This is a genomic window from Pseudomonas sp. Root562 (genome assembly GCF_001427125.1).
Taxonomy (GTDB): Bacteria; Pseudomonadota; Gammaproteobacteria; order Pseudomonadales; family Pseudomonadaceae; genus Aquipseudomonas.
The window spans coordinates 155,292-177,341 of the sequence record NZ_LMGK01000023.1; the positions used below are offsets into that span (position 1 = coordinate 155,292).

Consider the following 22,050-nt stretch of genomic DNA (forward strand, 5'->3'; position numbering starts at 1 on the left):
CCCCCACAGTTAATGGAGGCGAGCCGGTATTTATTTAGAGCACACCAATTTCTTTGGCAGTTCTATCAACCGCTATCTTGGTCTTGGCAACCAGTTCGTCGATTTCAGCACGCGTTGCGATCAATGCCGGGGCCATGATCATGCGGCCCAGCGTCGAGCGAATAATCAGGCCTTCCTCAAAGCCGATCGTGCGGCAACGCCAGGCGATATCGCCTTCGTTGGCGAAGCGTTTGCGAGTCGCCTTGTCCTCGGCAAACTGCAACGCGGCGACCAGGCCGACACCCTGGATTTCACCCACCAGCGGATGATTGCCGAACACCTCACGCAGACACTGCTGCAGATACGGACCGGTGTCGCTTTTCACTTGGCTGACGACGCCCTCATCGCGCAACGCCGTGAGGTTGGCAATTGCCACGGCGGCCGCTACCGGGTGACCGGAATAAGTCAGGCCGTGGGCAAATACGCCGCCCTGCTCGACCAGCACTTCGGCCATGCGCCGACTCAGAATCAAGCCACCCATCGGGATGTAGCCCGAGGTCAGGCCCTTGGCGATCGACAGGGTGTCCGGCTCGAAATCAAAGTGTTGGTGGGCGAACCATTCACCGGTACGGCCGAAACCACCGATCACTTCGTCAGCACACAGCAGCACATCGTACTTGCGACAGATTCGCTGGATTTCCGGCCAGTAGCTCTCTGGCGGGAAGATCATGCCGCCCGCGCCCTGGAACGGTTCGGCGATAAACGCAGCGACGTTTTCCGCGCCCAGTTCGAGAATCTTGGTTTCCAGTTGCCGGGCCGCGCGCAGGCCGAATTCGGCAGGCGTCAGGTCACCTTCGTGCGCAAACCAGTAAGGTTCGTCGATGTGCGCGACATCCGGAATCACTCCGCCCATTTCATGCATGAACTTCATGCCGCCCATCGCGCTGGCGGCCAGGGTAGAGCCGTGGTAACCGTTCCAGCGGCCAATCATGATCTTCTTCTGCGGCTTGCCGAGTACCTGCCAGTAACGGCGCACGGTACGGATCAACACCTCATTGGCTTCAGAGCCGGAGTTGGTGTAGATCGCGTGGCTGTAGTGCTTGGGCAACAGGCTGAACAGCAGCTCGGACAGCTCGACTACCGCCGGGTGAGTGGTGTGGAAGAACATGTTGTAGTACGGCAACTGCTCCAATTGCCGAGTCGCTGCCGCGGCCAGATCCTTGCGACCGTAGCCGAGGTTGGTGCACCACAAACCGGACATGCCATCGAGGTAGCGATTGCCGTCGTTGTCCCACAGGTGTAACCGCTCGCCACCGACGATCACGCGCGGCCCCTCTTCGTTCAACGCCTTCTGATCGAGGAAGGCATGAATGTGGTGGGCGGCATCGGCCGCTTGGTAGTCCTTGGTTTCACGCTGTGGTTTGTAATCGGTTGTCATTTTTTATTCTCCTGAATTGAATAAAGGTTCAGTTCCCGGACACAGTAGTCAGCGGTGCCACGGCAGGCACACCGTTGTCCTGCGATTCGTTTTGGATCAGGGGTTCTGGCGTGAACAGCGGTTTGCGCATCACGAATTTGACCCACACCACGGCAATCACCGATATCACGCCCAGTACCACGCCAGCGCAAGCAAAAATGCTGGCGGTCATTTCCGGTGTTGGCGACACGTGGTAGATCGCAAACAACATGCCGAGGATGCCAACCACTTGCGGCCATGGATAAAACGGTGAGCGAAATGGACGCGCCAGATGGGGATAGCGCCGGCGCAAGGCGATCACATCGATGTGTACGATGATGTACGCCAGCAGCCAGGCGAGCGCGGCAGCCAACAGCAACAAGCTGATCGCGGCCGCGTCGTGCCCCAGAATGAGGATCGGCAGGCCGGTGATCGCGGCAACGAACAACACCGCCACCCAAGGCGTTCGGCCACGTGCCGTGAGCATCTTGAACTGCGGGAAAGCCTGGCCGTTTTGCGCCATGCCGTAGAGCATGCGCGGCAACGCTGCCAGCGAAGAATTCACGGTGCTGCAAGTCGCAGTGATGGCGGCGATGACCAGAAACAGCTTGCCGGCTTCACCGAACACAGTGGTCGCCACCAGGTAATGCGGCAGTGCGTCACTGGCCAGTTGCTCGCGTGGAATGCACAGCAAAGCGCCAAAGCAATACAACGCGATCACGCCGAAGATCACCGTCAAACCAATGGTCATCGAACGTGGAATATTGCGCTCGGGATTGCGGGTTTCTTCCACCAGCGGGCAGACGAATTCGGCCCCGACAAAACCCCATACCGCCATCGCCGCCAGGGTAATTGCACCGAACTCCAACGGGTTCCAACCCTGATCGAGCGGCAGCTGCAAACTGGCCTGGCCGTTACTCAGAGAAGCCAGGCCCATGGCAACGAGGATCACCACCATCACCAGCGCCAGCACGTTCTGCAGCTTGGCGAAGACATCGATGCCGAACAGATTCAAAACGGTGAACAGCCCCAGCACGCCGTAGGCCACTACCATGTGTGGAATGACATCCGGATAGACCTTGCTGATCACCAGGTCCAGCAACAGCAGTTCGGCCGACAGCGCAAACATCGCCACCACCATGTACCCCGAGAAGGTCGCGAGAATGGCCGGGAAATGCCCGATCGCCACTTCGGTGTAACTGCTGAGGCTTCCCGCCCGCGGGATCATCAAGGCCAGTTCGGAGAACGACCAGGCATAGGTGATTGCCAACACATAAGCGATGGCCAGCGGAATGATGAAACCGAAACCGGCGATGCCCGCACCTTGCAGCATCAGCACCATGACGCCCTGCGATACTACGACGCCCACCGCAACGGCAAGTAATGAACCCAGCCCCAGAACCCGGCGCAAACCGCCAGACTGCGCCTGGACGGACGCGGTTGTACTTGAACTCATGACAAAACTCCCCGTGTTTTCTTGTTGTTGATCGCCTCCGCGCGGAAGGCAGGGATAAACATCGCCACTCATCCTTGAATGGCGACAAGCGACAGCGATGGCTTAGCGGGCCGCCCAGGCGTTGAAGCGTTCCTCGAGTTCTTCGCCGTGATCGACCCAGAACGTGGCATCGACCAGTTGGCCTTCAGACAGGTTGGCTTGAGCGGTGGGCAATTGGGCAAGTGTGTCGGCCGGCAGCTGCGCCAGCACATCCTTGCGGATCGGGCCGTAGGGGATCTGGCTGGAGAAAGATTTCTGGCCGCTCGCCTGGCTGGCAAACACGATGAAGCGTTCGGCCAGCGACTTGTTCGGGCTGCCGCGAACAATCGCCCAGTGATCAGGATCGTAGAGGTGGCCGTTCCAGGAGATCGCCAGCTTCGAACCTTCCTTCTGCGCCACGGCAATCCGCCCGTTATAGGCCGCCGACATCACCACGTCACCCGCTGCCAGCCATTGCGGCGGTTGCGCTCCGGCTTCCCACCACTGGATCGACGGCTTGATCTGGTCGAGCTTGTGAAACGCCCGGTCCACGCCTTCCTTGGTCCCCAGCACTTTGTACAGGTCATCCTGTTGGACCCCATCGGCGAGCAGCGCCACTTCCAGCGTGTACTTGGCGCCCTTGCGCAGGCCGCGCTTGCCAGGAAATTGCTGCAGGTTCCACATGTCCGCCCAGGACGTCGGTGCCGCCGCCACCTTGTTCGAGTTGTAGGCAAGCACCATCGACCACACGTAACTCGCCACGCCGCATTCGCTGACCGCGCCCGGCAAATAGTTTTTTGCATCGCCGATCAGCGCCGGGTCCAGCCGCTCGAACAATCCCTCTTCACATCCACGCAAGAGTTCAGGGCTTTCGACTTCGACCACGTCCCAACTGACCTGGCCGACATCGACCATGGCTTTGACTTTGGAAAGTTCGCCGCTGTACTCGCCGACCACTACTTTCCCGGCACCACTTTGTTCAAAGGGTTTGAAGTAAGCACCCTCCTGCGCCGCCTTGGTGGCACCGCCGAATGAAATAACCGTGAGACTTTCGGCGTGCGCAACAAGCGGCACCGTAAATCCCAGAAGCGCGGTTAAAGCAGCCGCTGATTTAACGCTCGAAGACGAATATCTGAACATGAAAGCTCCCTCACTTTTTAATTGTGGTTAGTTACTGAGGCAGTCACGGCCACGCAGCCGCAAGTACACGGAAGACTCTCCGTGCGGTGACATTTTTTTATTCTTCAAGCCGCACACAATCAGCGTGCGGTTAATTGTTCAGTAGATGTTTAACGCAATTGAAACCAGGTGGTTTTCAACTGGGTGTACTTATCGAACGAATGCAACGACAGATCCCGGCCAAACCCCGATTGCTTGCCGCCACCGAACGGCACGCTGACATCGAGGGCATCCACGGTGTTCACCGAAACAGTGCCGGCCTTCAACGCCCGTGCAACGCGGTGCGCGCGGTTCAGGTCATCGCTCCATACCGAGGCAGCCAGCCCGTAGATGCTGTCGTTAGCCAACCGCACCGCTTGCTCTTCCGTGTCGAACGTAGAGATCGCCAGTACCGGCCCGAACACCTCTTCACGCGACAGGTGCGATTGATGATCGACATCGGCAAAAATGGTCGGCTCGATAAAGTTGTCGGAACCGTTGAAATTCAAGCGACGCCCGCCGGTGAGCAATCGGGCGCCGTCTTCGTGAGCGCGCTCGATAACACTCATTACCCGCGACGCCTGGGCCGAATCGACAATGGCGCCAGCAGCACTGGCAGGATTCAATGGATCGCCGGGCATCCAGGCTTTGGCTTTTTCCAGAAGACGCTCGATAAACTCATCCTTGACCGTGTCCTGCACATACAGCCGCGAATTGGCTGAACACACCTCGCCCTGATTGAAGAAGATGCCGAATGCCGCCTTCTCCGCCGCCAGATCGAGATCACGGCAATCGTCGAACACCAGGCTCGGGCTCTTGCCGCCGCATTCGAGCCAGACCTGCTTGAGGTTCGATTGCGCCGCGTACTGCATGAAGTATTTGCCCACCTGAGTCGAGCCGGTGAACACCAGGCAATCGACATCCGGATGCAGGCCCAAGGCCTTGCCGGCGGACTCGCCGAGCCCCGGCAGCACATTCAGCACGCCCGGCGGCAAACCGGCTTCCAGCGCCAGTTCGGCCAGACGCAACGCCGAGAACGGCGATTGCTCCGCGGGTTTGAGCACCACGCTATTGCCGGCCGCCAGGGCCGGTGCCAGTTTCCACGCGGCCATGTCGAGCGGGAAGTTCCAAGGCACCACGGCGGCGACCACACCCAGCGCTTCGCGGGTGATGGTCGCCAGCGCCGATGACGCGGTCGGCGCGACCTGATCGTAGAGTTTGTCCAGCGACTCGCCGTACCAGGCAAACACATGGGCCGCGCCCGGGACGTCGATGTTGTAGGCATCCATCACCGGTTTACCCATGTTCAGCGAGTCGAGCAAGGCAAGCTCTTCGCGATGGGCCAGCACCAGCTCGGACAGACGCAGCATCACGCGCTTGCGCTCGACCGGTGCCATCCGCGCCCACGGGCCTTCGTTGAACGCGCGACGCGCACTGCGCACGGCAAGTTCCACTTCCACTTCGCCACACGCGGCGACACGGGCAAGCAACTGACGGGTCGCCGGGTTGATCGAATCGAAAGTTGCGCCTGAAGACGCAGCGACCTGCCGGCCATCGATCAAGGCTTTGTCAGAGAAGGTTTGCCGGGCAGCTCGTTGCTGCCAATAGTCGAGGTCGAACACGCTACGCTCCCTTTACGACCGCCAGGGTGGTCGGGGTTGTTATCAGAGGTTGTAGAGATAGTGCGGCAACCGTGCGAAGAGGAAAATTATTAAAAATGTGCTCGGGGTATAAGAAAAAACTTGGCAAGCGCTTACCCAGCCTGGAACGCTCATAGGGTAAGGTTCAGTCCACAATCCGTGCGACGGTCATCCGGGCCTTCACCGCAAAACAAAGCAAAACGAGGTGCGTGTGGCTTCCTATACATTGCGGCAACTCAAGTATTTCGTCACAACGGTAGAAGCCGGCAGTGTCGCTGAAGCCTCGCGGCAGCTGTACATCGCGCAGCCCTCGGTGTCCACGGCGATCAAAAGCCTGGAAGAGTCGTTCAACGTCCAGTTATTCATCCGCCACCACGCCCAGGGTGTGTCCCTGACCCCCACCGGCACGCGCTTCTATCACAAGGCGCAAGAGCTTTTGCGGATGGCCAGGGAGTTTGAACAGAATGCGCTGGCCGATAACGATACGGTGTCGGGACAAATCGACATCGGCTGCTTCGAGACGGTAGCCCCGCTGTACCTGCCGCAATTGATCGCCGGCTTTCGCAAGCTTTACCCGGGCGTGGACATCCGCATTCGCGACGGCGAGCAACAAGAGCTGGTGCAAGGCTTGACCGCCGGCACGTTCGACGTGGCCTTCCTCTACGATCACGATCTGGACGGCACCATCCAGACCACGCCACTGATGCCGCCACAAAAGCCCTACGTGCTGCTGCCTGAAGGCCACCGTTTTGCCGACCAGAAAGAAGTGTCGCTGCGCGACCTGTGCAGCGAGCCGATGATTCTTCTCGATGTGCAGCCGAGCCGGACCTACTTCGTCAGCCTGTTCCACGAACTGGAACTGACACCCAACATCGTCTTCAGCTCACCCTCTATCGAGATGGTGCGGGGCATGGTTGGCCAGGGATTCGGCTTCTCGATCCTGGTCACCCGCCCGCACTCGGAGTGCACCTACGATGGCAAGAAGGTGATATCGGTCAACATCAAGGAGCCGGTCACCCTGTCCGGCCTGGCGTCGGCCCATTTGAAACGCAGCCAACTGACCAAGCCCGCACAGTTGTTCGTGGATTTTTGCCGCGAACAACTGAGCCAGAAAGTCGCAGCCCCCCTGTAGGAGCAAGCCGGCTCCTAAAGTGAGATGTCGCCACACAGGTAATCAGCCAACCGAACCAACATCGCATCGCAACCGTTCAACTGCTCCAGTGCGATGAATTCGTCAGGCTTGTGCCCCTGATCCATGCTGCCAGGTCCGCAAACCACCGTGGGAATGCCAGCCTGATCAAACAACCCGCCCTCGGTGCCAAACGCGACCGTGCCAAACGCTGAAGAATTGCTCAACAGCGCCAGCAGCCGCGCCGCTTCACTCTCGGGCGGTGTCGCCAACCCGGGATAGGCGCTCAGCGGGCGCAAGCGGATGTCGGTGTCCGCTTGCACCGCACGCATCTTCGGCAACAGTTGTTCCTGGGCGAACGCGTGCAGCTGGTCCGCCACACCCTGTGCATCGAAGTCCGGCAGCGCCCTGACCTCGAAATCGAACTCACATTCGGCGGGAACGATGTTGAGCGCGCGGCCACCTTTGATCACTCCCGTCTGCACCGTCGAAAACGGCGGATCAAAACGCTGATCGTGGTTGTCGGGATGCGCGAGCTGTTCACCGATCACGCCCAGCCGACCAATAAGCTGCGCGGCGTACTCGATCGCGTTGACCCCATAAGGCGCATACGCCGAATGGCACGCTGCACCGCGCACTTCGCAACGCATCGCCAGTTTGCCCTTGTGACCGAGCACAGGCTTGAGTTCTGTCGGTTCGCCGATCAGGCAGAGGCAGGGCTTGAATGGCCGCTTCTCCAGCTCGGCGAGCATCGGCCTGACACCCAGGCAGCCGATTTCTTCATCATAGGAAAACGCCAGGTGCACCGGCTTCAGAAGCGTACGCTGGACGAAGGTCGGCACCGCCGCAAGGACCGAGGCGATGAACCCTTTCATGTCCGCCGTGCCACGGCCGTACAGGCGTCCATCCTTTTCCGTCAGATGGAACGGATCGACCGTCCACGCCTGCCCGTCTACCGGTACCACATCGGTGTGACCGGAAAGCACTACGCCACCGGACGTGAGCGGGCCGATGGTCGCGAACAGATTCGCCTTGGTCCGTTCTTCATTGAAGAAGAGTTCGCTCTGAACGCCGTGCCCGGCCAGGTACGCCTCGATGAAACGAATCAATTCGAGGTTGGAATCGCGGCTGACAGTGGCGAAGCCAATCAGACGTTCCAACACGTCGCGACTGGACGCCTCACTCATCCCCGGGCACTCCGTAGCTCGGTGCCGTCGTCGGGTTGAGTGCGCGCGTCAGGTAGTCCTGCATTTGCGGTCGATAAGCCTGCCAGAGACCGTCAAGCTGACCGATGGGATCTTCCTCGGCCCAGTCGACCCGCAAGTCGATGATCGGCCACGTATGGTCACCCACCACTTTCAGCGCGGCGGAATGCACCGGCCCGGCCTCGCCACCGGCCGCCATGGCCGCGTGCATGGCCGCCAGCAAACGGTCCGCCAATTGACCCGGTTCGGCCTCGAATGCCCCGACCATGGCTTCGATGACTCGCACGTCGCTGAGCAGATTGCCCGCCGCGACGCACTGCTCGCCCTTCACTGCGTTATGCACCCCCAGCGATTCCTTGCCGCTGAACAGCGCAATCCTGCCCGACGCATCGATCACCGTGACTTGACGGTACTGGCTCCAGCCGTTGGACGTCAGCGCCTTGTCCAGCGCCGCGTCAGGTTGCAGATGCTGATGCTCCAGCAGGTCGAGGATCTGCGGCCCAAGAGCCGGCAACGTAATGTTCTGCGTCGAGACCGCACCGACCCCCGCCCGCGCCCAGGGGCAACGTGCACCGACCGCAATGCTTGAAGAGCTGATGGCAATACCGAGCTGCCCGGTTTCCGGGCAGCGTCCGATAATCGAAAACGTCATGACTCACTCCTTAAAATTCCAATGCACGCGCCATTGCATTCTGTTCATGCACTGGAAAGGGAGAAAGCAGGTTTTTTGTGGCTTTGGGCTAGGAAAAAACTGGTCTGGCCCACGATCAGCTCAGCTCTTGCGCGGTTTGATCCGTGCCGTGGCCTCGGCCACCAAGGGATCGTCCGGCCAATAGTGTTTCGGGTAGCGGCCCTTCAAATCCTTCTTCACTTCGGCATAGGTACTGCGCCAGAAGTTCGCCAGATCCTGGGTCACCTGCACCGGCCGCCGCGCCGGCGACAGCAAGTGCAGCTTGACCACTTGCCGACCACCGGCAATGCGCGGGGTTTCGGCCAGGCCGAACAGCTCCTGCAAACGCACCGCGAGAATCGGCGGCTGTTCGCTGTAATCCAGACGAATCGATGAGCCCGACGGCACGCTCAAGTGATGCGGTGCCAATTCATCAAGTCGTTGCGGCAGCGGCCATGGCAACAGGTTGTGGACAATGCTCGACAGGTCGAGATTGGCGAAGTGACTGAGCCGCGAGACCTTGCCCAGATAGGGCATCAACCAGTGTTCGAGGCTTTTGAGTAACGCCGCGTCGCTGACATCCGGCCATTCGCTGTCGCCCTTGCCGGCCAGATCCAGTTGGCGCAATAACGCCACCCGCGCTTGCCACTGACGTAGTTCCGGGGTCCACGGCAACAGCTCCAGCCCTTTGCGTCGCACCAGATTGACCAGTGCCTGACTGCGAGCCGTTTCATCGAGACCGGTCAACGGTTCGCGGCTGAGGATCAGCTCACCGACTTTGCGCTGGCGCTCGGCGCGCAGCACACCTTCGCGCTCATCCCAGTCCAGTTGATCAACGCAGCGCACCTGTTCGGCCAGCACCGAATCGAACAACGCCGGGTCGAAATCCGCCGCCAGATAAATCCGCTCCTCGCGCTGGCCCTGACGACTGCCCAGATCGGCGATCACCAGCCACGGTTGTTTCATCAGGCTGTCCGCTTCGGCGAACAACGCAGCGCGACCGTTGGCCAAACGATATTCGGCGCCGCCCGCACGGCGTTGTTGGGCGACGCGATCGGGATAGGCCAGCGCCAGCAACGCGCCGAGCCAGCGCGGATGATCGGGGTCGGCGACCGGTTCCGACGCCTTGCCACGCAGATAACCGCGATACTGCCGCGCCAGTTGCCGGGCTCGCTGCACGCCACCCTGAGCGCCGCGGGCAGCTCGTTCTTCACCCGACAACAACACCAGTCGACTGTGCAGATCCGCCCCGGCACCGCGCAAGATATCGCGTTCGCCAAGCAACGCCGCGACATCGCAAGCCATGTCCGCCAATCCCAGCGCCTGAGCGCGCAACAGTAGATGGGCGATGCGCGGGTGCGCCGGCAATTCGGCCATGGCCTGGCCGTGACGGGTCAGCGTTTCGCCTTCCAGTGCCCCCAGACGTTCGAGCAAATCCTGCGCCTGTGCATACGCGGCGGCAGGCGGTACATCGAGCCACACCAATTGCCCAGGCGTCACGCCCCAGCTGCCGAGTTGCAAGGCCAGCCCCGCCAGATCCGCCGAGAGAATTTCCGCACTGCCATAGGCCGCCAGTTGTTCGTGCTGATCCTGCGACCACAAGCGATAACACACACCCGGTTCCAGTCGCCCGGCCCGACCGGCGCGCTGCGTAGCGCTGGCCCTGGAGATGCGCTGGGTGTCGAGACGAGTCATGCCGCTGCCGGGATCGAAACGCGGCACCCGCGCCAGCCCGGCGTCGATCACCACGCGCACGCCGTCGATGGTCAGGCTGGTTTCAGCGATGTTGGTGGCCAGCACCACCTTGCGTTTGCCCGGTGGCGCCGGATCGATCGCCGCACGTTGCGCGGCCAGATCCAGTTCACCATGCAACGGGCAAAGCAAAACCTGTGGGTTGTCACCCAGCGCGTCGGCCAGTTGCTGATGCACACGCCGAATCTCCGCCTGCCCCGGCAGGAACACCAGGACGCTGCCGGTTTCGTCGTTCAAGGCTTCGAGAATGGTCTGCACCAGTCGCGGCTCGATGAATTCACCGGCCTGGAACGGTCGCCCCCAGCGCATTGCCACCGGGTACATGCGCCCTTCGCTGCGCAGGATCGGTGCATCCTCGAGCAACCCGGCAAGGCGCTCGCCCTCGAGGGTTGCCGACATCAAGAGGATTTTCAGCGGCTGATCGTCACGGAACAATTCCCGGCCATTGAGGCTCAGGGCCAGCGCCAGGTCGGCATCGAGACTGCGTTCACCGATTTTCCCATCTACACTATCTTGTCAGATAGCTCGGGATGACGGTGTAGCGCGCATTTCAGCTACCCCGAACGGGAGAAACTGATTTGACAATCATCAAAAATTCCTCATTTTCGCGTTTTTATCCTTTCGAGGCTCTCGACGCTAACGTCCGAGAGCTGATGGAAGGATGCTTCAACCTGGATCTCGCCAGGTCCATCAACCGTCCGATGCTGAAGGCGTTCAATGCCTACTGCCATCTGATTGATGTGAAGATCAGCTATTTCACGTTATCGACCCCTGAATTTGTAGAAGTCGCAATGGGCTTTATTGGCGCCCTTCATCATGATTGCCTGCTGTACTACAACACTGCGGGTAGAGTACGAATGGTCGGAGCCTTCGTTGATATGATGAACGCGGTGAGTGAAAAAATCCCACTATTGCCTAGCTTTGACAAAATAAAAACAAGAGCAAAAGACTGTTATCCCATATGGGAACGTCTAAAAGTACGAATCAAAGAAAATAGCGTTCATTACTGGAACGGTTGGCATGTAGAGTCCACCAAAGGACAGAGGCTATACACAGCAATACCTCTCATATGGCATTCACATGGTGAAGAATTCGCAGAAACAATATTCAATACATACAAGCCCCATATTGAAAAATATGCGCGCCCTGACGTTACAGTATTTAACTCATTTCTTACATTTTTAAGCAAAAAAAAATCCGACTGGCCTTCTTCTACCTTTCAAAATCCGATCAAAATAAAGCAGTGTTTCCTTGATTTTATGATCGATTATTTTCTCAGCGTATCCCAAAAAGGACTGGGCGTAGCTACACAGACTCGCCTATATGCGAAATTTATATTTACTATGGATCAAGCATTCATACAAAGTGGCATTTGGGCGAAACCATTTGGAGGTATTCCCGCACCTTCGTCGCCAGACAGCATCGGCATTGAAACACACATACAAAAATGTGAATCTGGGGTTTTTATAAAAACAAAGCTAATCACTCACATACCATTAGAAATAACAGACTCAGAAGCAATAAAATTTATTTTCAAACAACTGAAAAGTGATATTGATTTAGTAATAAAATTTGCAAAGAAACAAACTTACACAACAAGAAAAGCGCAAATAAAGAGGGATCAACTAGCCAAAAGCGGGACAGCAATTTCCGACGTCGCCGCGGCTAGAAAACTCAGAACGTTAAGAGAGCACGATATCTGTGCGACGTTGCACCAATTAGGGCTGAAACACATTAGAGAAAGACTAACCGACCGCGGTTCTTGCCTTAGAATTAAAAGAAGTGATATCGCCCCACACTTGGCCCTTCCTGGGCGTAACGACCTTCTTCCATTTAAATTACTTCTTATCCACTCCGACCCACGTATAACTGATTCTTTTCTTGAGGACTTTCAGCTATACAACAAACACTATAAATTATCCGGCTTTCTGATGGGTGAAAACGGGCATTACCAACTCATCGGTTACAAAGATCGTAGAGGCGGGGATCTTAGTGAACAAAAAATCGATCTATCACCAAGGCAGGCAGTTTTAATTCGTCAAATCATTGCGATAACTGCGCCCCTACGAGATGAGTTAAGGGCAGCTAATGACGATAAATGGCGATTCCTATTCCTACATAGTGCAAGAGCGTTGTCCTACCCTGCCGTTAACAACGTGGCAAGATGGGATAGAATTTCGCCACCAAATATAGAAAAGTTAATAGACCAATTTTCGCAACACACTTCAAGAACTAGAGAGGAGATTACCGAGTTAATTAGTGCAGTGTCACTCACATCATTCAGGGCAACCTGCGGAGTTCAAATTTACTTGAAAACTCAAAGTGAGCGAGCAATGGCGAAAGCATTGGGGCATTCCGCATATAATCCCGGATTGCTCAGCAGGTATTTACCAGAACCAATTTTAGCTTTTTTTCAAAGCCGGTGGGTTCGAATATTCCAACGTGGAATTATCTGTAGGGCGATGAAAGATAGCCCAATGCTACTTAAAGCTGCCAACTTCACATCCATGGACGAACTGCATGATTTCCTGAGCAACCATGCGCTTGGTGACATCCCTAAGCACCTAGGGTCTTCTGACAATACAACAGACCACAAAGCTCCGCAGGAGGCATTTACGTTGACGAAGGATAGCGTTCTCATCTCGGTTGACATTGGTACTCTAACAGCTCTGCTATCGCTCAGCATTGCGGTACAAAACTCTAAACGTCCAAATGAATTAAATGGGCTTTCATTGTACTGGTCAGAATTCACTCGCGTTTTAGTTAAAGAAATAGACAGAGGATGGGACGCTGATTTAAAAAGCTATTTATCAACAGCGCAACTCCATGCCGATGCAACTCGAATGGAAGAACTTATCCATGAATCTGCCTCCTGACATTTCTTTTTTGAATGCCTATTTGGTACATCCTAAAGACGCTTTTAGAAAGGCAAGATGGCTGCTTTCTGATTTCGATGAATCGGTGTGGTTGTACAGCCTCGACTTTAAAAAACCCAAGAAAATCGATTGGGCTGTAAAACTTTCAGACGGCATTCTACTAACTTCTGCAGCCAACAAAAGCTTATTAGATGGTTTGAAATATTTTTTGATCGTATCGACGCGAAATCAGGCTGACTACAGTAGCGAGACGAATGCAATGCAAGGCCAACAACGCAAGCGTTTCGCTATCGCCGGACAATTGATTGACCTCCTGCTCTTAAACTCCGACCGATATCAACTCGCAAAGTATGGGCTTGGCGGACTAACGCTGGGCAACCTTAAAGAAATATTGGAAACAGTAGCCTCTGATACCGTTGTGTCTGAGTCGATATATAATTGGCCTACAAAATTACGCTCATTTTGCTTGGACTTGCTTAATCGAACCGACCCGCAGCTAGTTGATTCTATATTGGCATCAAACCCAGCGATCGCAACTAATTCTTATGGCGATGATGAAGACGACGAGAACGGGAAAGGGCTTGGTGTATCGCCGATTATTGCGCCTAGGATTAGGGCGGCGCTTTATGCAAATAAACTGTACATTAGAAATCAAAATCATGGCTGGGCGCCTGACTCCATCGCCATTTCAAAAATAGTGTATTCGGAGTGCTTGTGGGGAGGCGTACAGGCAAAACCTACATTCAGCATATTATGCTACCGAGATGAGTATAGCCCCTTCGATCGTGAGTATGACGGAGTTCGAGTAACAACTGGCCAAAGAGGCCGTTTACCGCCTCATATGTATACCGACTTTCGGACGACCCTTTACAACTTAGGTGTATTACATGAAATTGGATTACCTGCACCTGCTATTGAGGATCTTATAGCGGCTGAAAAATACGAAGTAGAACTAGCGTCTCAAGGCAAGCATCGAACACTTCCTTCACCGATGATTTTCAAGTGCCTCAGACAAGCAATTGAATTTCATTTAAGCATTGGGACAGAGATCGTCAATGGATTCTGCCGGCTTGTCTTGCACTGCAGGAAACACAGCATTTCTGCAGCGAACCTGCAAGAAGAAGAACTTGTAAAAATCATAGGGGAAAAGCTGTACAACTTAGGAGTTCGCGAATACGGATTATCCGCTCATGTCGTCGCTGGAAAACGGAGACTAAACAAAGGTGAGAAAGCACGCTATTACAACTGGCTACGAAACAATAGAGGACTTACAGAGCTACTTCGAATTTATATCGGCTCTGTCCAATTCGCTGTAGGGATAATGATGGCACGAAGAGTTACGGAACTCTGCAACATCATGGCGGATACTTGCCTGGATGATACTGAACAATGGCTTATATTTTCTAATGCAAAAAGCACACGCAACCTATTTGGAATTCGTAGAAGAATTGCCAGGCCAATAGAACCTATAACCGTCGACATGATTAAGAATCTTATCCGAATGCAGAAAATACTCGTACGGATAGGATACTTAAACAAAACCATGACTCTGTTCGCATCACCTCACCTTAAAGGTTTACCAGAGTTCGTTGAGTCAGACAAAACAACGTATAACCGCAACCTTAATTTTTTCTGTGACTATTTTGAAACCCCGATTAACGACTTAAACCAACGCTACTACGTTCGACAACACCAACTTAGACGCTTTTTCGCTATGCTATTTTTCTACTGCGGCAGCTTCGGAACTTTAGACACTCTGCAATGGATGCTCGGACATAATGATCCATCTCATGTTTGGCATTATATTACTGAGTCTACCGACGGAGTTGTCCTTCAAGGCGCTAAAGCTCACTACGTAGCCGAAATGATACATCAAGGCGGGGCTGAAGACTTCCACGACCTGTCCGAGTTACTTAAATCGAGATATGGAAGCTCTGACTTTTGCTTAATCGATACAAATGATTTAGAAGATCGAATTCAAGAACTAATGAGTGAGGGAATTGTAGAGATTGAACCTGAATTTTTTACAGACGAGACCGGAAAACACTTTCATGTAGTTGCCAAACTCAAAGTATTGAGAACTTAAACATGCCTACGTCACGACACGAGAATATCCGATCAAGCATAGTTGAGTTGCGAACTCTATTGCTAGACCTCATAAAGCAACCTCAGTTAGCCAGCACTCGTGAAATACTAAGAACAGCGATCAAAAGCCAGGGCGCCTTAGCCGCATCAGAACTATCTATTGATAAAAAAGACGGCGGCATCATACATAAGCCATCAATGAGCCTTAACACACTAAAATCATATGCAGATATAACCATAAGCGGGGGATTCAAAGAGCTTGACCACTTAAGAAAGAAAGCTCTTGATTCAATTACCACATTTCAAAGCAAAAACCTGCGTGCAACCAAACGCACAAAATCAGGACTAAACATACGCTTTAAGGAACTCGAAGCTGAATTAGAAGCTCAACGACAAATCAATTACATACTATTACAAGCTATCTCGACAGCAATGAATGGATTTAAAACCATAAGAGATGCACCGGATTCAGCTATTCGCGAGAAAAGAACTGATGACTCTCTGAAGACCCTCCGAGCCATTATAAGCATGAAACCATCCTTTATTCGAGACATGGAAAACTTTGAAAAAAACGAGCCAATTGGCTTTTCTACTGTGACCAACATCAACTTGTATAGAAAGGAGGAACCTAATCGTGAGTGACAGCTACCAGAGAGCACTGTTTAGCACATTGGGGAACTTCGAAGTCTTCAATTACTTCTCCGTCGACAAGCTTACTACCCGCGACGCAAGCAAAATACCTTTTATGATCTGGCCTAATGGGGAGCCCTGTCTAATAGCCAACCTTTATATGCTTTCACTTCTTGATCGTAAAGGCCGCAGCGGGCGAAACGGTCTGTCACGAAGGGGCTCAAAGGGTGGAACTTTTGGTGTTTACGCATCACAAATTTCGCAATTAATTAGATTTTGTTATGATAATGACATTTCTCCATTCACCCTCAATGATTCTCTTTTTTGTTCCTTCATAGAAAATCTTCGGAAAGAAAATAGTAAATTTAATCCATCTCAACCAAAGAAGACAGAAACATCCTTATTGGCTATAGGAAAAATCTGCCTTGATTTTTTAAGTTTTGTAGGCAGGATTCATGGGGACAACAACTTCGTATCCTCAGAAGGTGTGATTCGTGCGGTGGAACTGACATACACAATAACAACAAGATCTGGAAGAAAAATAAACAGAAGCTATCTACATCATCATTCTCTAGGGCAAGAAGTCCGAATCCACCGACGAGACCCTATCACATCAAGTCAAATTCAAAAACTTAAAGAGGCCGCGTATACGATTGAGTCATCCAGCTTTATCAAGCATCGCAGACGCTGCATGCTTGACTTGCTGGAATACACGGGGGCACGCAGAGGGGAAGTTGCCAATATAACTGTAGACGACATACTTGCCGCCTATGACATGGAGCACCCCTCACTCCGAATGGAAACATTTAAACAAGGCCATGACGCCGTACGCTATATCCCTGTTACTAAAATGCTTTTGCACGATATCAAAACTTTTGTTGAGACTTCACGCCGTAAAAACATGAAATCAACCTCCGGCTTTAGATCGGGACCAGATCACCGGTTCTTGTTTACATCAGAGCGCACGGGGAAAAAACTAAGTAGCGAGACCATTACCAATGAGATATCGAAACTCCGAATCCATGCAAATATCAATGAGCAAGTGTGCGCACACATGTTTCGTCACGCATTTATTACTAACCTATTTGTATTACTCATCAGGCGCCACCACATGGCAAACGAAGATGACTTTCGCCGCGCCTTACTCGATAGTCACACATTCATGGCAGAAGTTATGCAGTGGACTGGGCATTTGGATGAGCGATCGCTAGAGACTTATATAAATCTGGCCTTCGCTTCAGTTGCAAATTACGCAGAAACAATCAGCTCAGTTCATATGATTAGAGCAATACAAACATTTGATAACAAGCATGAAGAACTCATGTATCAACTTGAAGCTGGCCTGCCAATTTCAGATTATAAGAAACACGTAGCAACACTGATAGAACTAAGAAATAAAGATTTCGAGATCGCGCGGAATCGTGAAGCCATTGTCGCAGCCTGACTCAACTGGAGCCTTGGTAGCAGCGACAAAGATTACGTCTATAAATGGTGGAACGCGCTTAGCTTTTTTGGCTCATCGTTCATACCTGATGAAAGCCCTCCTCCACCGCTCGAAGCAAAACTAACGCCGCATGAGCTTGAGCGACCGAACTTCTACTTTTTTCTCAGCATCAGCTGAATCATGGCGAACAGGCGGTGGAACAGGTAGTCGACCTGATCCATATCGATCACCGCCACCTGGCTGATTTCCGAATGCCGAATCAGGTGACTGTTTCCAATGGAAAGTTCAGTTCTGTCGCTTCTGTCTCCATTCTCTCCCGCAGCGACGGCACGGAAGTCACCGCGTCGAGGATGATCTTGACGGAGCGCTTCTTGTCGGTCGGGTCAGCCATTGATTTGAGTCGCTCCCATGCGTCCCACAACCGCTCCAGCGCTTCACGACGCACCAATGGATTGCGGTCCGAAAACTTGGCCCGGCACTCGTCGAGCATATTGTCGAGCGTGCGATCCCCGGTATTGAAGAGTGTTCGCTTCAGTTCTTCGCCAAGCACCGGCGGGAGCACTCGTTCAATTCGGCCATTGGGCAGCATCTCGAACGCAACCCCGTTGCGCGCGAATATGCGATTGACGGTCACGCGGAAGTCTTCCTGCCCCGCCTCCTGGTCGAAGGTCAGGTGGTGATGACTGAAGTAGTCGTGATACTTCCCTGAGATCGGTTTTGCCACTGACGCGTGAACGAACTCGATGAAGTCCAAGACGAGCAAGGTGTCCGGCGCGAACGGCTGGCGCTTGGCAAAGTAGCCCTCCCCATCAATGGAGACGGTTTCCAACGGCCAAGCCAGGCCCAGCATTTCTACGCTTACCGAAGCCGCCAAGGCGTCCGCATCGCCGCCGCAAGTTGCCTGTCCGTCCGGGCAGCGTTCGGGGAAACGCAGGCCGAATGCGCCGCTATTAATCAACCCCTGCACCGTTGCCACCAGGCCCGCCCAGACCGTGGGCGAAATCACCTGCTCGGTGCGTGCGCGCGGACCATTCTGACGATCGCTGAAGTAGTCGCTCATCACGTTGACTCCGTTCGCGGCCACGACGCGATGGTGGCGACGTGTCTATCCAAAATATTCATTCCCCTGCGCAGTACCATGGTGTTCATGCTTGTGGCCTCAATATCGGCGCGCTAATTGGACCAATGCATGCCTCTAGCCGCTCTCCGCTCAAGTCGTTAACGGCTTCCGGCGTCAAGCATCCGGCGTTGAAGAGCCCGAGGTACTGCCCCCTAGTCAGAGCAATCGGCAAGTTTGTGAGCGGCAACGCACCGGCCGGAAGGCCGAATTCGAGCCGCTGCAGGACTTCGTCGAGTCCCGCCAAGAACGTGGGTTGGTCCGGGAAGAGTGCCGACAGGATTTGGTGCGTCGAGCGCAGGTGAAAGCGGGTTGCGTCGGCGATACCGATGATGTTCCCGTATCCGACGGCGCCTCCGAAGGGCGTGGTCGAGAACCGCCTCTCCAACACATCGACGGGGGTGCCCTCGATCCAGTCGTACAAGAGCGCCGCGCGCTTGCATCGGCACCAGAACTCAATCTCGTCCCGGCAATATCGCTGCAGTGCCTGCGTCATCGCATGCCCATAACGCTGCGCCACATCATTGGAGCGCACGCTCTCCGACCTACCCCGCTTCATGACCGGTGTGTAGATCGCATCCATCTCGTCGAGGACCTGCACCATCGCCAGCACCTGGGTGGGCGACGTCTGTGCGGCGTCGAGTTGTTTCATCAACTCGACCAGCCGCAGGCTCGACTCAAACGACAAGGACGAAGCGCCGCAGGCGCGTCCGAGCAAGGTAAGGTGGATCAACTCGCCCTCGCGCTCGGCCAGCCCGGCCTGCAACAGGCGCTCGACCAAAGCGGTGACTTCCTGCTCCACCATCGCGATCCATTGAGGATTCGCACGTGAAGCAGAGTAGCCACCGAACGTATTGACCAACAGGCCAGGAATTTCGGTGGCACGCACGCCCCGAACTTGGCTAAGCAAGCGCAGCGTCCAGGTTGGTAGGTCGCGCTGCTGGAAGGATGACTTCACATCTTCCGGCACGCCGAGTACGTATTTCTGGAATAGCTGCGCGCGCGCCATCGGCGTGTCGGCGAGGATGATGGCCTTACCGGTCTCGTTGTATCCGAGCCGTCCCGCCCGCCCCGCCATGTTCTTGTACTCCGCGACGGTGAATGGCCGGCCGTCCTCACCGACGAATTCGTTCTCCGCGAGGATCACCGTTGATGCCGGAGTGTTGATGCCGGCAGCCAGCGTCGTCGTGGCCACCAGCGCATGGATGCCGCCGCCTGCATCGCGAAACCCCTTCTCGACGGCTTCGCGCTCCGCACGCAAGAGATTGGTGTTGTGGAATGCAGTACCGCCAGCGAGGCACTCCCGCAGATCCTGCGAGGCGCCAGTCAAATCCTGAGTCGGCAGCACGGCCAGAACGGTAGTCGCGGGACCGAGTGCCAATTCCTTGGACAAGTATTTGGCGCAGCCCTGTGCCGGACCACGCATGTTGCGGAAGACCAGCAACTTTTCGCCCTGTGCGACCAGTTGCTGGACCAGCGGCACGATCACGTCCTGCGAGCTGGGCTTTTCGCGACGCTGCACGATGCGATGCGCTGGCAACAGGGCTTCGGTCTTGGTGGTGCCGTCCGCATCGACGAACTGGAACGTCCCGCGTCGATCAAGCACGCCCTCGACCAGGGGCACAGGCCGCTCGCGGGACATCAGCAAGGGCAGGTCGAGCCAGCGATCGAAGCTGTTGAGGTTGCCAATCACCGCCGACAAGATCAAAAGTTGCGGTTCGATGCCACGCTGGCGTGCTCGTAGCAGGAGCGCGAAGATCAGCTCGACCGTAACACCTCGATTCGGGTCCGTGATGAACTGCCCCTCGTCAAGTACGACGAGGCCGAGCTGGTTGAGCAGGCGCGGCGATCCGAGCGCCAGATTGAGAAAGGTTTCATAGGTGAAGAACCCCAGGTCATAGCGGCCGCCCAACACGGGACCGATGCCGTCCGTTGCATCACCGCTGCACCGAACGACGCGCAGCCCCGCGGGTCCGTATCGCTCACTGAACTCCTCAAACTTCTCGTTGACCAGCGCCCGATACGGCAGCAGAAACGCCGCTTTCTTGCCGGCTATGACTGCCTGAATCGCAGAGAGTTCGCCGATCATGGTCTTACCCGAACTGGTCGGCGCGACCACCAGCAGCGATCTGCCGGCCAGTACGCCGTGTTCGTTGACTGCCTTAAGTTGCAGTGCGTTGAGGCCTCGCGGGAAGTCAGTTGTCCACTGATCGACGATTTCCGGCGGAAAGCCGTGCGCGGAAAATTCCGCAAACGACCCCGACATTTGCTGGACCGCTCTGGCCGGGAACGCAGCGGCGTAGTTGTCACCGCGCTTGAGAGCCGGAAACACGAGGCCACCCTGGACGTTGCCCAGAAATACAGGCGTCTGTGTCACGCTGATGCGCTCGGCCTCAACACGCGCCAGCCGGATGATCTCTCCGGCGATTTCCGGAAAGCTGACCGAGTCGCCGACCGCACCAGTCAACGCTTCGATCACTGCATGCGTGAGCAATCCGTGTCCGGTGCCCGGCTGCTCCCAGGCGGATTCGTTGGTTGCACAGGCGGCAAGCAGAATGCGCCCCTCGCCGTAAATCCCAGTCAACGCAAATGCGCTTCGCGGCCGCGCTGCAGCCTCCAGCACGCGCGCAGGCGCCTGCCCGCTGAAGCAGCAGTCAAGCACGCACAGCACCGCACGCGCCTTCGTCGCCTTGAAGGCATCGGCCAAACCCGCCATCGACAGGCCTGTGCTGGAAAGATCGGATGCATTGGTATCGAACAGGACCAGGTTTCCATCGGGAGAACCGTGGCCAGCGAATGTGATGACGACCACGTCGTCCTGGCCCGCAGCCGACAGCGTTCCGAGGATGGCCTGCGACACCTCTGCATGCGTGGCGACCTCATCGACAAGCAGTCGGCCAGCCAGGCCTTCGACGGTGTCGGTGAACAGCGCCCACAACGCCGTCGCATCGCGGCGGGCCCCGCCCAGCTCGGGGATTGTCGCGTCGAGGTGTTTGTTGATGCCCACAAAAATAGCTTTGATCGCCACGCCGCCCCCCTATCCGATTCGCGCCAAGAGTTGTTCGATCACGTCGCTCGCTTCGCGCTGACGCAACACCCTGAGGAACGCCGAGAATACTCGCATCCGCCGATTTAATTGCGCCAACTCTCTCGATGAAACGAGGCAGATTTTCGGATGAACGTTCGCTTAGAGGCGGTGTCTCGCGATACGCTGTTCGGCAATTAAGCCAAGCATAGCGTCATTGAAGCAGCGAGACGCTTCATCTCCTTCATCGAGTGCCCGAGGCGGTTTTAGGTATACCGGTTATTACCTCCAGCCGGGCTCGGTAATAGTCGCACACCTTCGCGCGCATGGTTTCTGCAGACATGGCTATCACTCCTACTTCGCGTTTGTTGGGATGACTTTCATTAACACATGGCTCTTTGGCAGTGGGA

At 55.3% G+C, this 22,050-nt stretch carries 13 protein-coding genes and 1 pseudogene; 5 read left to right on the top strand and 9 right to left on the bottom strand.

The genetic code is table 11. The features are described 5' to 3' along the window. Positions 1-34: 34 nt before the first annotated feature. The 4 genes from ASD60_RS20300 to ASD60_RS20315 all read right to left on the bottom strand — a co-directional run bounded on the left by ASD60_RS20300 (position 35) and on the right by ASD60_RS20315 (position 5,689). Positions 35-1,417 carry an aspartate aminotransferase family protein gene (locus ASD60_RS20300; RefSeq protein WP_056855730.1) on the bottom strand — a complete coding sequence of 461 codons (1,383 nt, stop codon included), beginning with the start codon at positions 1,415-1,417 and terminating at the stop codon, positions 35-37. 28 nt (positions 1,418-1,445) lie between these two features. After that, positions 1,446-2,891, bottom strand: coding sequence for an APC family permease (locus tag ASD60_RS20305; RefSeq protein WP_056855731.1), 1,446 nt, complete (start codon positions 2,889-2,891; stop codon positions 1,446-1,448). Positions 2,892-2,993: 102 nt separating this feature from the next. Further along, on the bottom strand, positions 2,994-3,983 hold the full coding sequence (locus ASD60_RS20310) for an ABC transporter substrate-binding protein (protein ID WP_330219578.1): 990 nt from the start codon (positions 3,981-3,983) through the stop codon (positions 2,994-2,996). 215 nt (positions 3,984-4,198) lie between these two features. Beyond that, a complete protein-coding gene (locus ASD60_RS20315) occupies positions 4,199-5,689 on the bottom strand; it encodes an aldehyde dehydrogenase (RefSeq protein ID WP_056855732.1) in 1,491 nt (496 codons plus the stop codon). A 229-nt stretch (positions 5,690-5,918) separates the two neighbouring features. Here ASD60_RS20315 and ASD60_RS20320 point away from each other — a divergent pair, with 229 nt between their 5' ends. Then, positions 5,919-6,839 carry a LysR family transcriptional regulator gene (locus tag ASD60_RS20320; RefSeq protein ID WP_056855733.1) on the top strand — a complete coding sequence of 307 codons (921 nt, stop codon included), beginning with the start codon at positions 5,919-5,921 and terminating at the stop codon, positions 6,837-6,839. A 14-nt stretch (positions 6,840-6,853) separates the two neighbouring features. Here the strand turns inward: ASD60_RS20320 and argE are convergent, their stop codons facing one another. The 3 genes and pseudogenes from argE to hrpB form a co-directional block, all read right to left on the bottom strand. After that, positions 6,854-8,023, bottom strand: a complete 1,170-nt coding sequence (argE, locus tag ASD60_RS20325) for an acetylornithine deacetylase (protein ID WP_056855734.1) — start codon at positions 8,021-8,023, stop codon at positions 6,854-6,856. Beyond that, the gene (locus ASD60_RS20330; RefSeq protein WP_056855735.1) at positions 8,016-8,693 is read right to left on the bottom strand and encodes a DUF1028 domain-containing protein; all 678 of its coding nucleotides are present in this window, start codon (positions 8,691-8,693) and stop codon (positions 8,016-8,018) included. The genes argE and ASD60_RS20330 overlap by 8 nt, the downstream gene beginning before the upstream one ends. Positions 8,694-8,813: 120 nt before the next feature. After that, a pseudogene (gene hrpB / locus ASD60_RS20335) lies at positions 8,814-10,952 on the bottom strand (ATP-dependent helicase HrpB); the annotation flags it as partial. A gap of 89 nt (positions 10,953-11,041) precedes the next feature. On the opposite strand from hrpB, the gene ASD60_RS20340 reads away from it, so the two are divergent. Genes ASD60_RS20340 through ASD60_RS29530 form a run of 4 tightly spaced genes read left to right on the top strand, consistent with a single transcriptional unit; the run spans position 11,042 to position 17,498 of the window. Then, on the top strand, positions 11,042-13,339 hold the full coding sequence (locus ASD60_RS20340) for a hypothetical protein (RefSeq protein ID WP_056855736.1): 2,298 nt from the start codon (positions 11,042-11,044) through the stop codon (positions 13,337-13,339). Continuing rightward, positions 13,323-15,425: a hypothetical protein gene (locus tag ASD60_RS20345; protein ID WP_056855737.1), complete on the top strand. Its 2,103-nt coding sequence runs from the start codon at positions 13,323-13,325 to the stop codon at positions 15,423-15,425. Before ASD60_RS20340 ends, ASD60_RS20345 begins: the two co-directional genes overlap by 17 nt. Positions 15,426-15,427: 2 nt before the next feature. Further along, positions 15,428-16,066: a hypothetical protein gene (locus ASD60_RS20350; protein WP_056855738.1), complete on the top strand. Its 639-nt coding sequence runs from the start codon at positions 15,428-15,430 to the stop codon at positions 16,064-16,066. After that, positions 16,059-17,498 (top strand): tyrosine-type recombinase/integrase, encoded by a 1,440-nt coding sequence (locus ASD60_RS29530; RefSeq protein ID WP_236708493.1) that lies wholly within the window; start codon positions 16,059-16,061, stop codon positions 17,496-17,498. The genes ASD60_RS20350 and ASD60_RS29530 overlap by 8 nt, the downstream gene beginning before the upstream one ends. A gap of 259 nt (positions 17,499-17,757) precedes the next feature. Here the strand turns inward: ASD60_RS29530 and ASD60_RS20360 are convergent, their stop codons facing one another. Continuing rightward, positions 17,758-18,558, bottom strand: a complete 801-nt coding sequence (locus ASD60_RS20360; RefSeq protein WP_201783980.1) for an AbiJ-NTD4 domain-containing protein — start codon at positions 18,556-18,558, stop codon at positions 17,758-17,760. A gap of 85 nt (positions 18,559-18,643) precedes the next feature. Further along, positions 18,644-21,643, bottom strand: a complete 3,000-nt coding sequence (locus ASD60_RS20365) for a DEAD/DEAH box helicase (protein ID WP_056855740.1) — start codon at positions 21,641-21,643, stop codon at positions 18,644-18,646. Positions 21,644-22,050 lie beyond the last annotated feature (407 nt).

Excerpts from the sequence above, each read along its gene's own strand:
- ASD60_RS20345 (WP_056855737.1), top strand. The coding sequence starts at position 13,323 with ATGAATCTGCCTCCTGACATTTCTTTTTTGAATGCCTATTTGGTACAT.
- ASD60_RS20300 (WP_056855730.1), bottom strand. The coding sequence starts at position 1,417 with ATGACAACCGATTACAAACCACAGCGTGAAACCAAGGACTACCAAGCG.
- argE (WP_056855734.1), bottom strand. The coding sequence starts at position 8,023 with ATGAGTGAGGCGTCCAGTCGCGACGTGTTGGAACGTCTGATTGGCTTC.
- ASD60_RS20350 (WP_056855738.1), top strand. The coding sequence starts at position 15,428 with ATGCCTACGTCACGACACGAGAATATCCGATCAAGCATAGTTGAGTTG.
- ASD60_RS20305 (WP_056855731.1), bottom strand. The coding sequence starts at position 2,891 with ATGAGTTCAAGTACAACCGCGTCCGTCCAGGCGCAGTCTGGCGGTTTG.
- ASD60_RS20330 (WP_056855735.1), bottom strand. The coding sequence starts at position 8,693 with ATGACGTTTTCGATTATCGGACGCTGCCCGGAAACCGGGCAGCTCGGT.
- ASD60_RS20360 (WP_201783980.1), bottom strand. The coding sequence starts at position 18,558 with ATGAGCGACTACTTCAGCGATCGTCAGAATGGTCCGCGCGCACGCACC.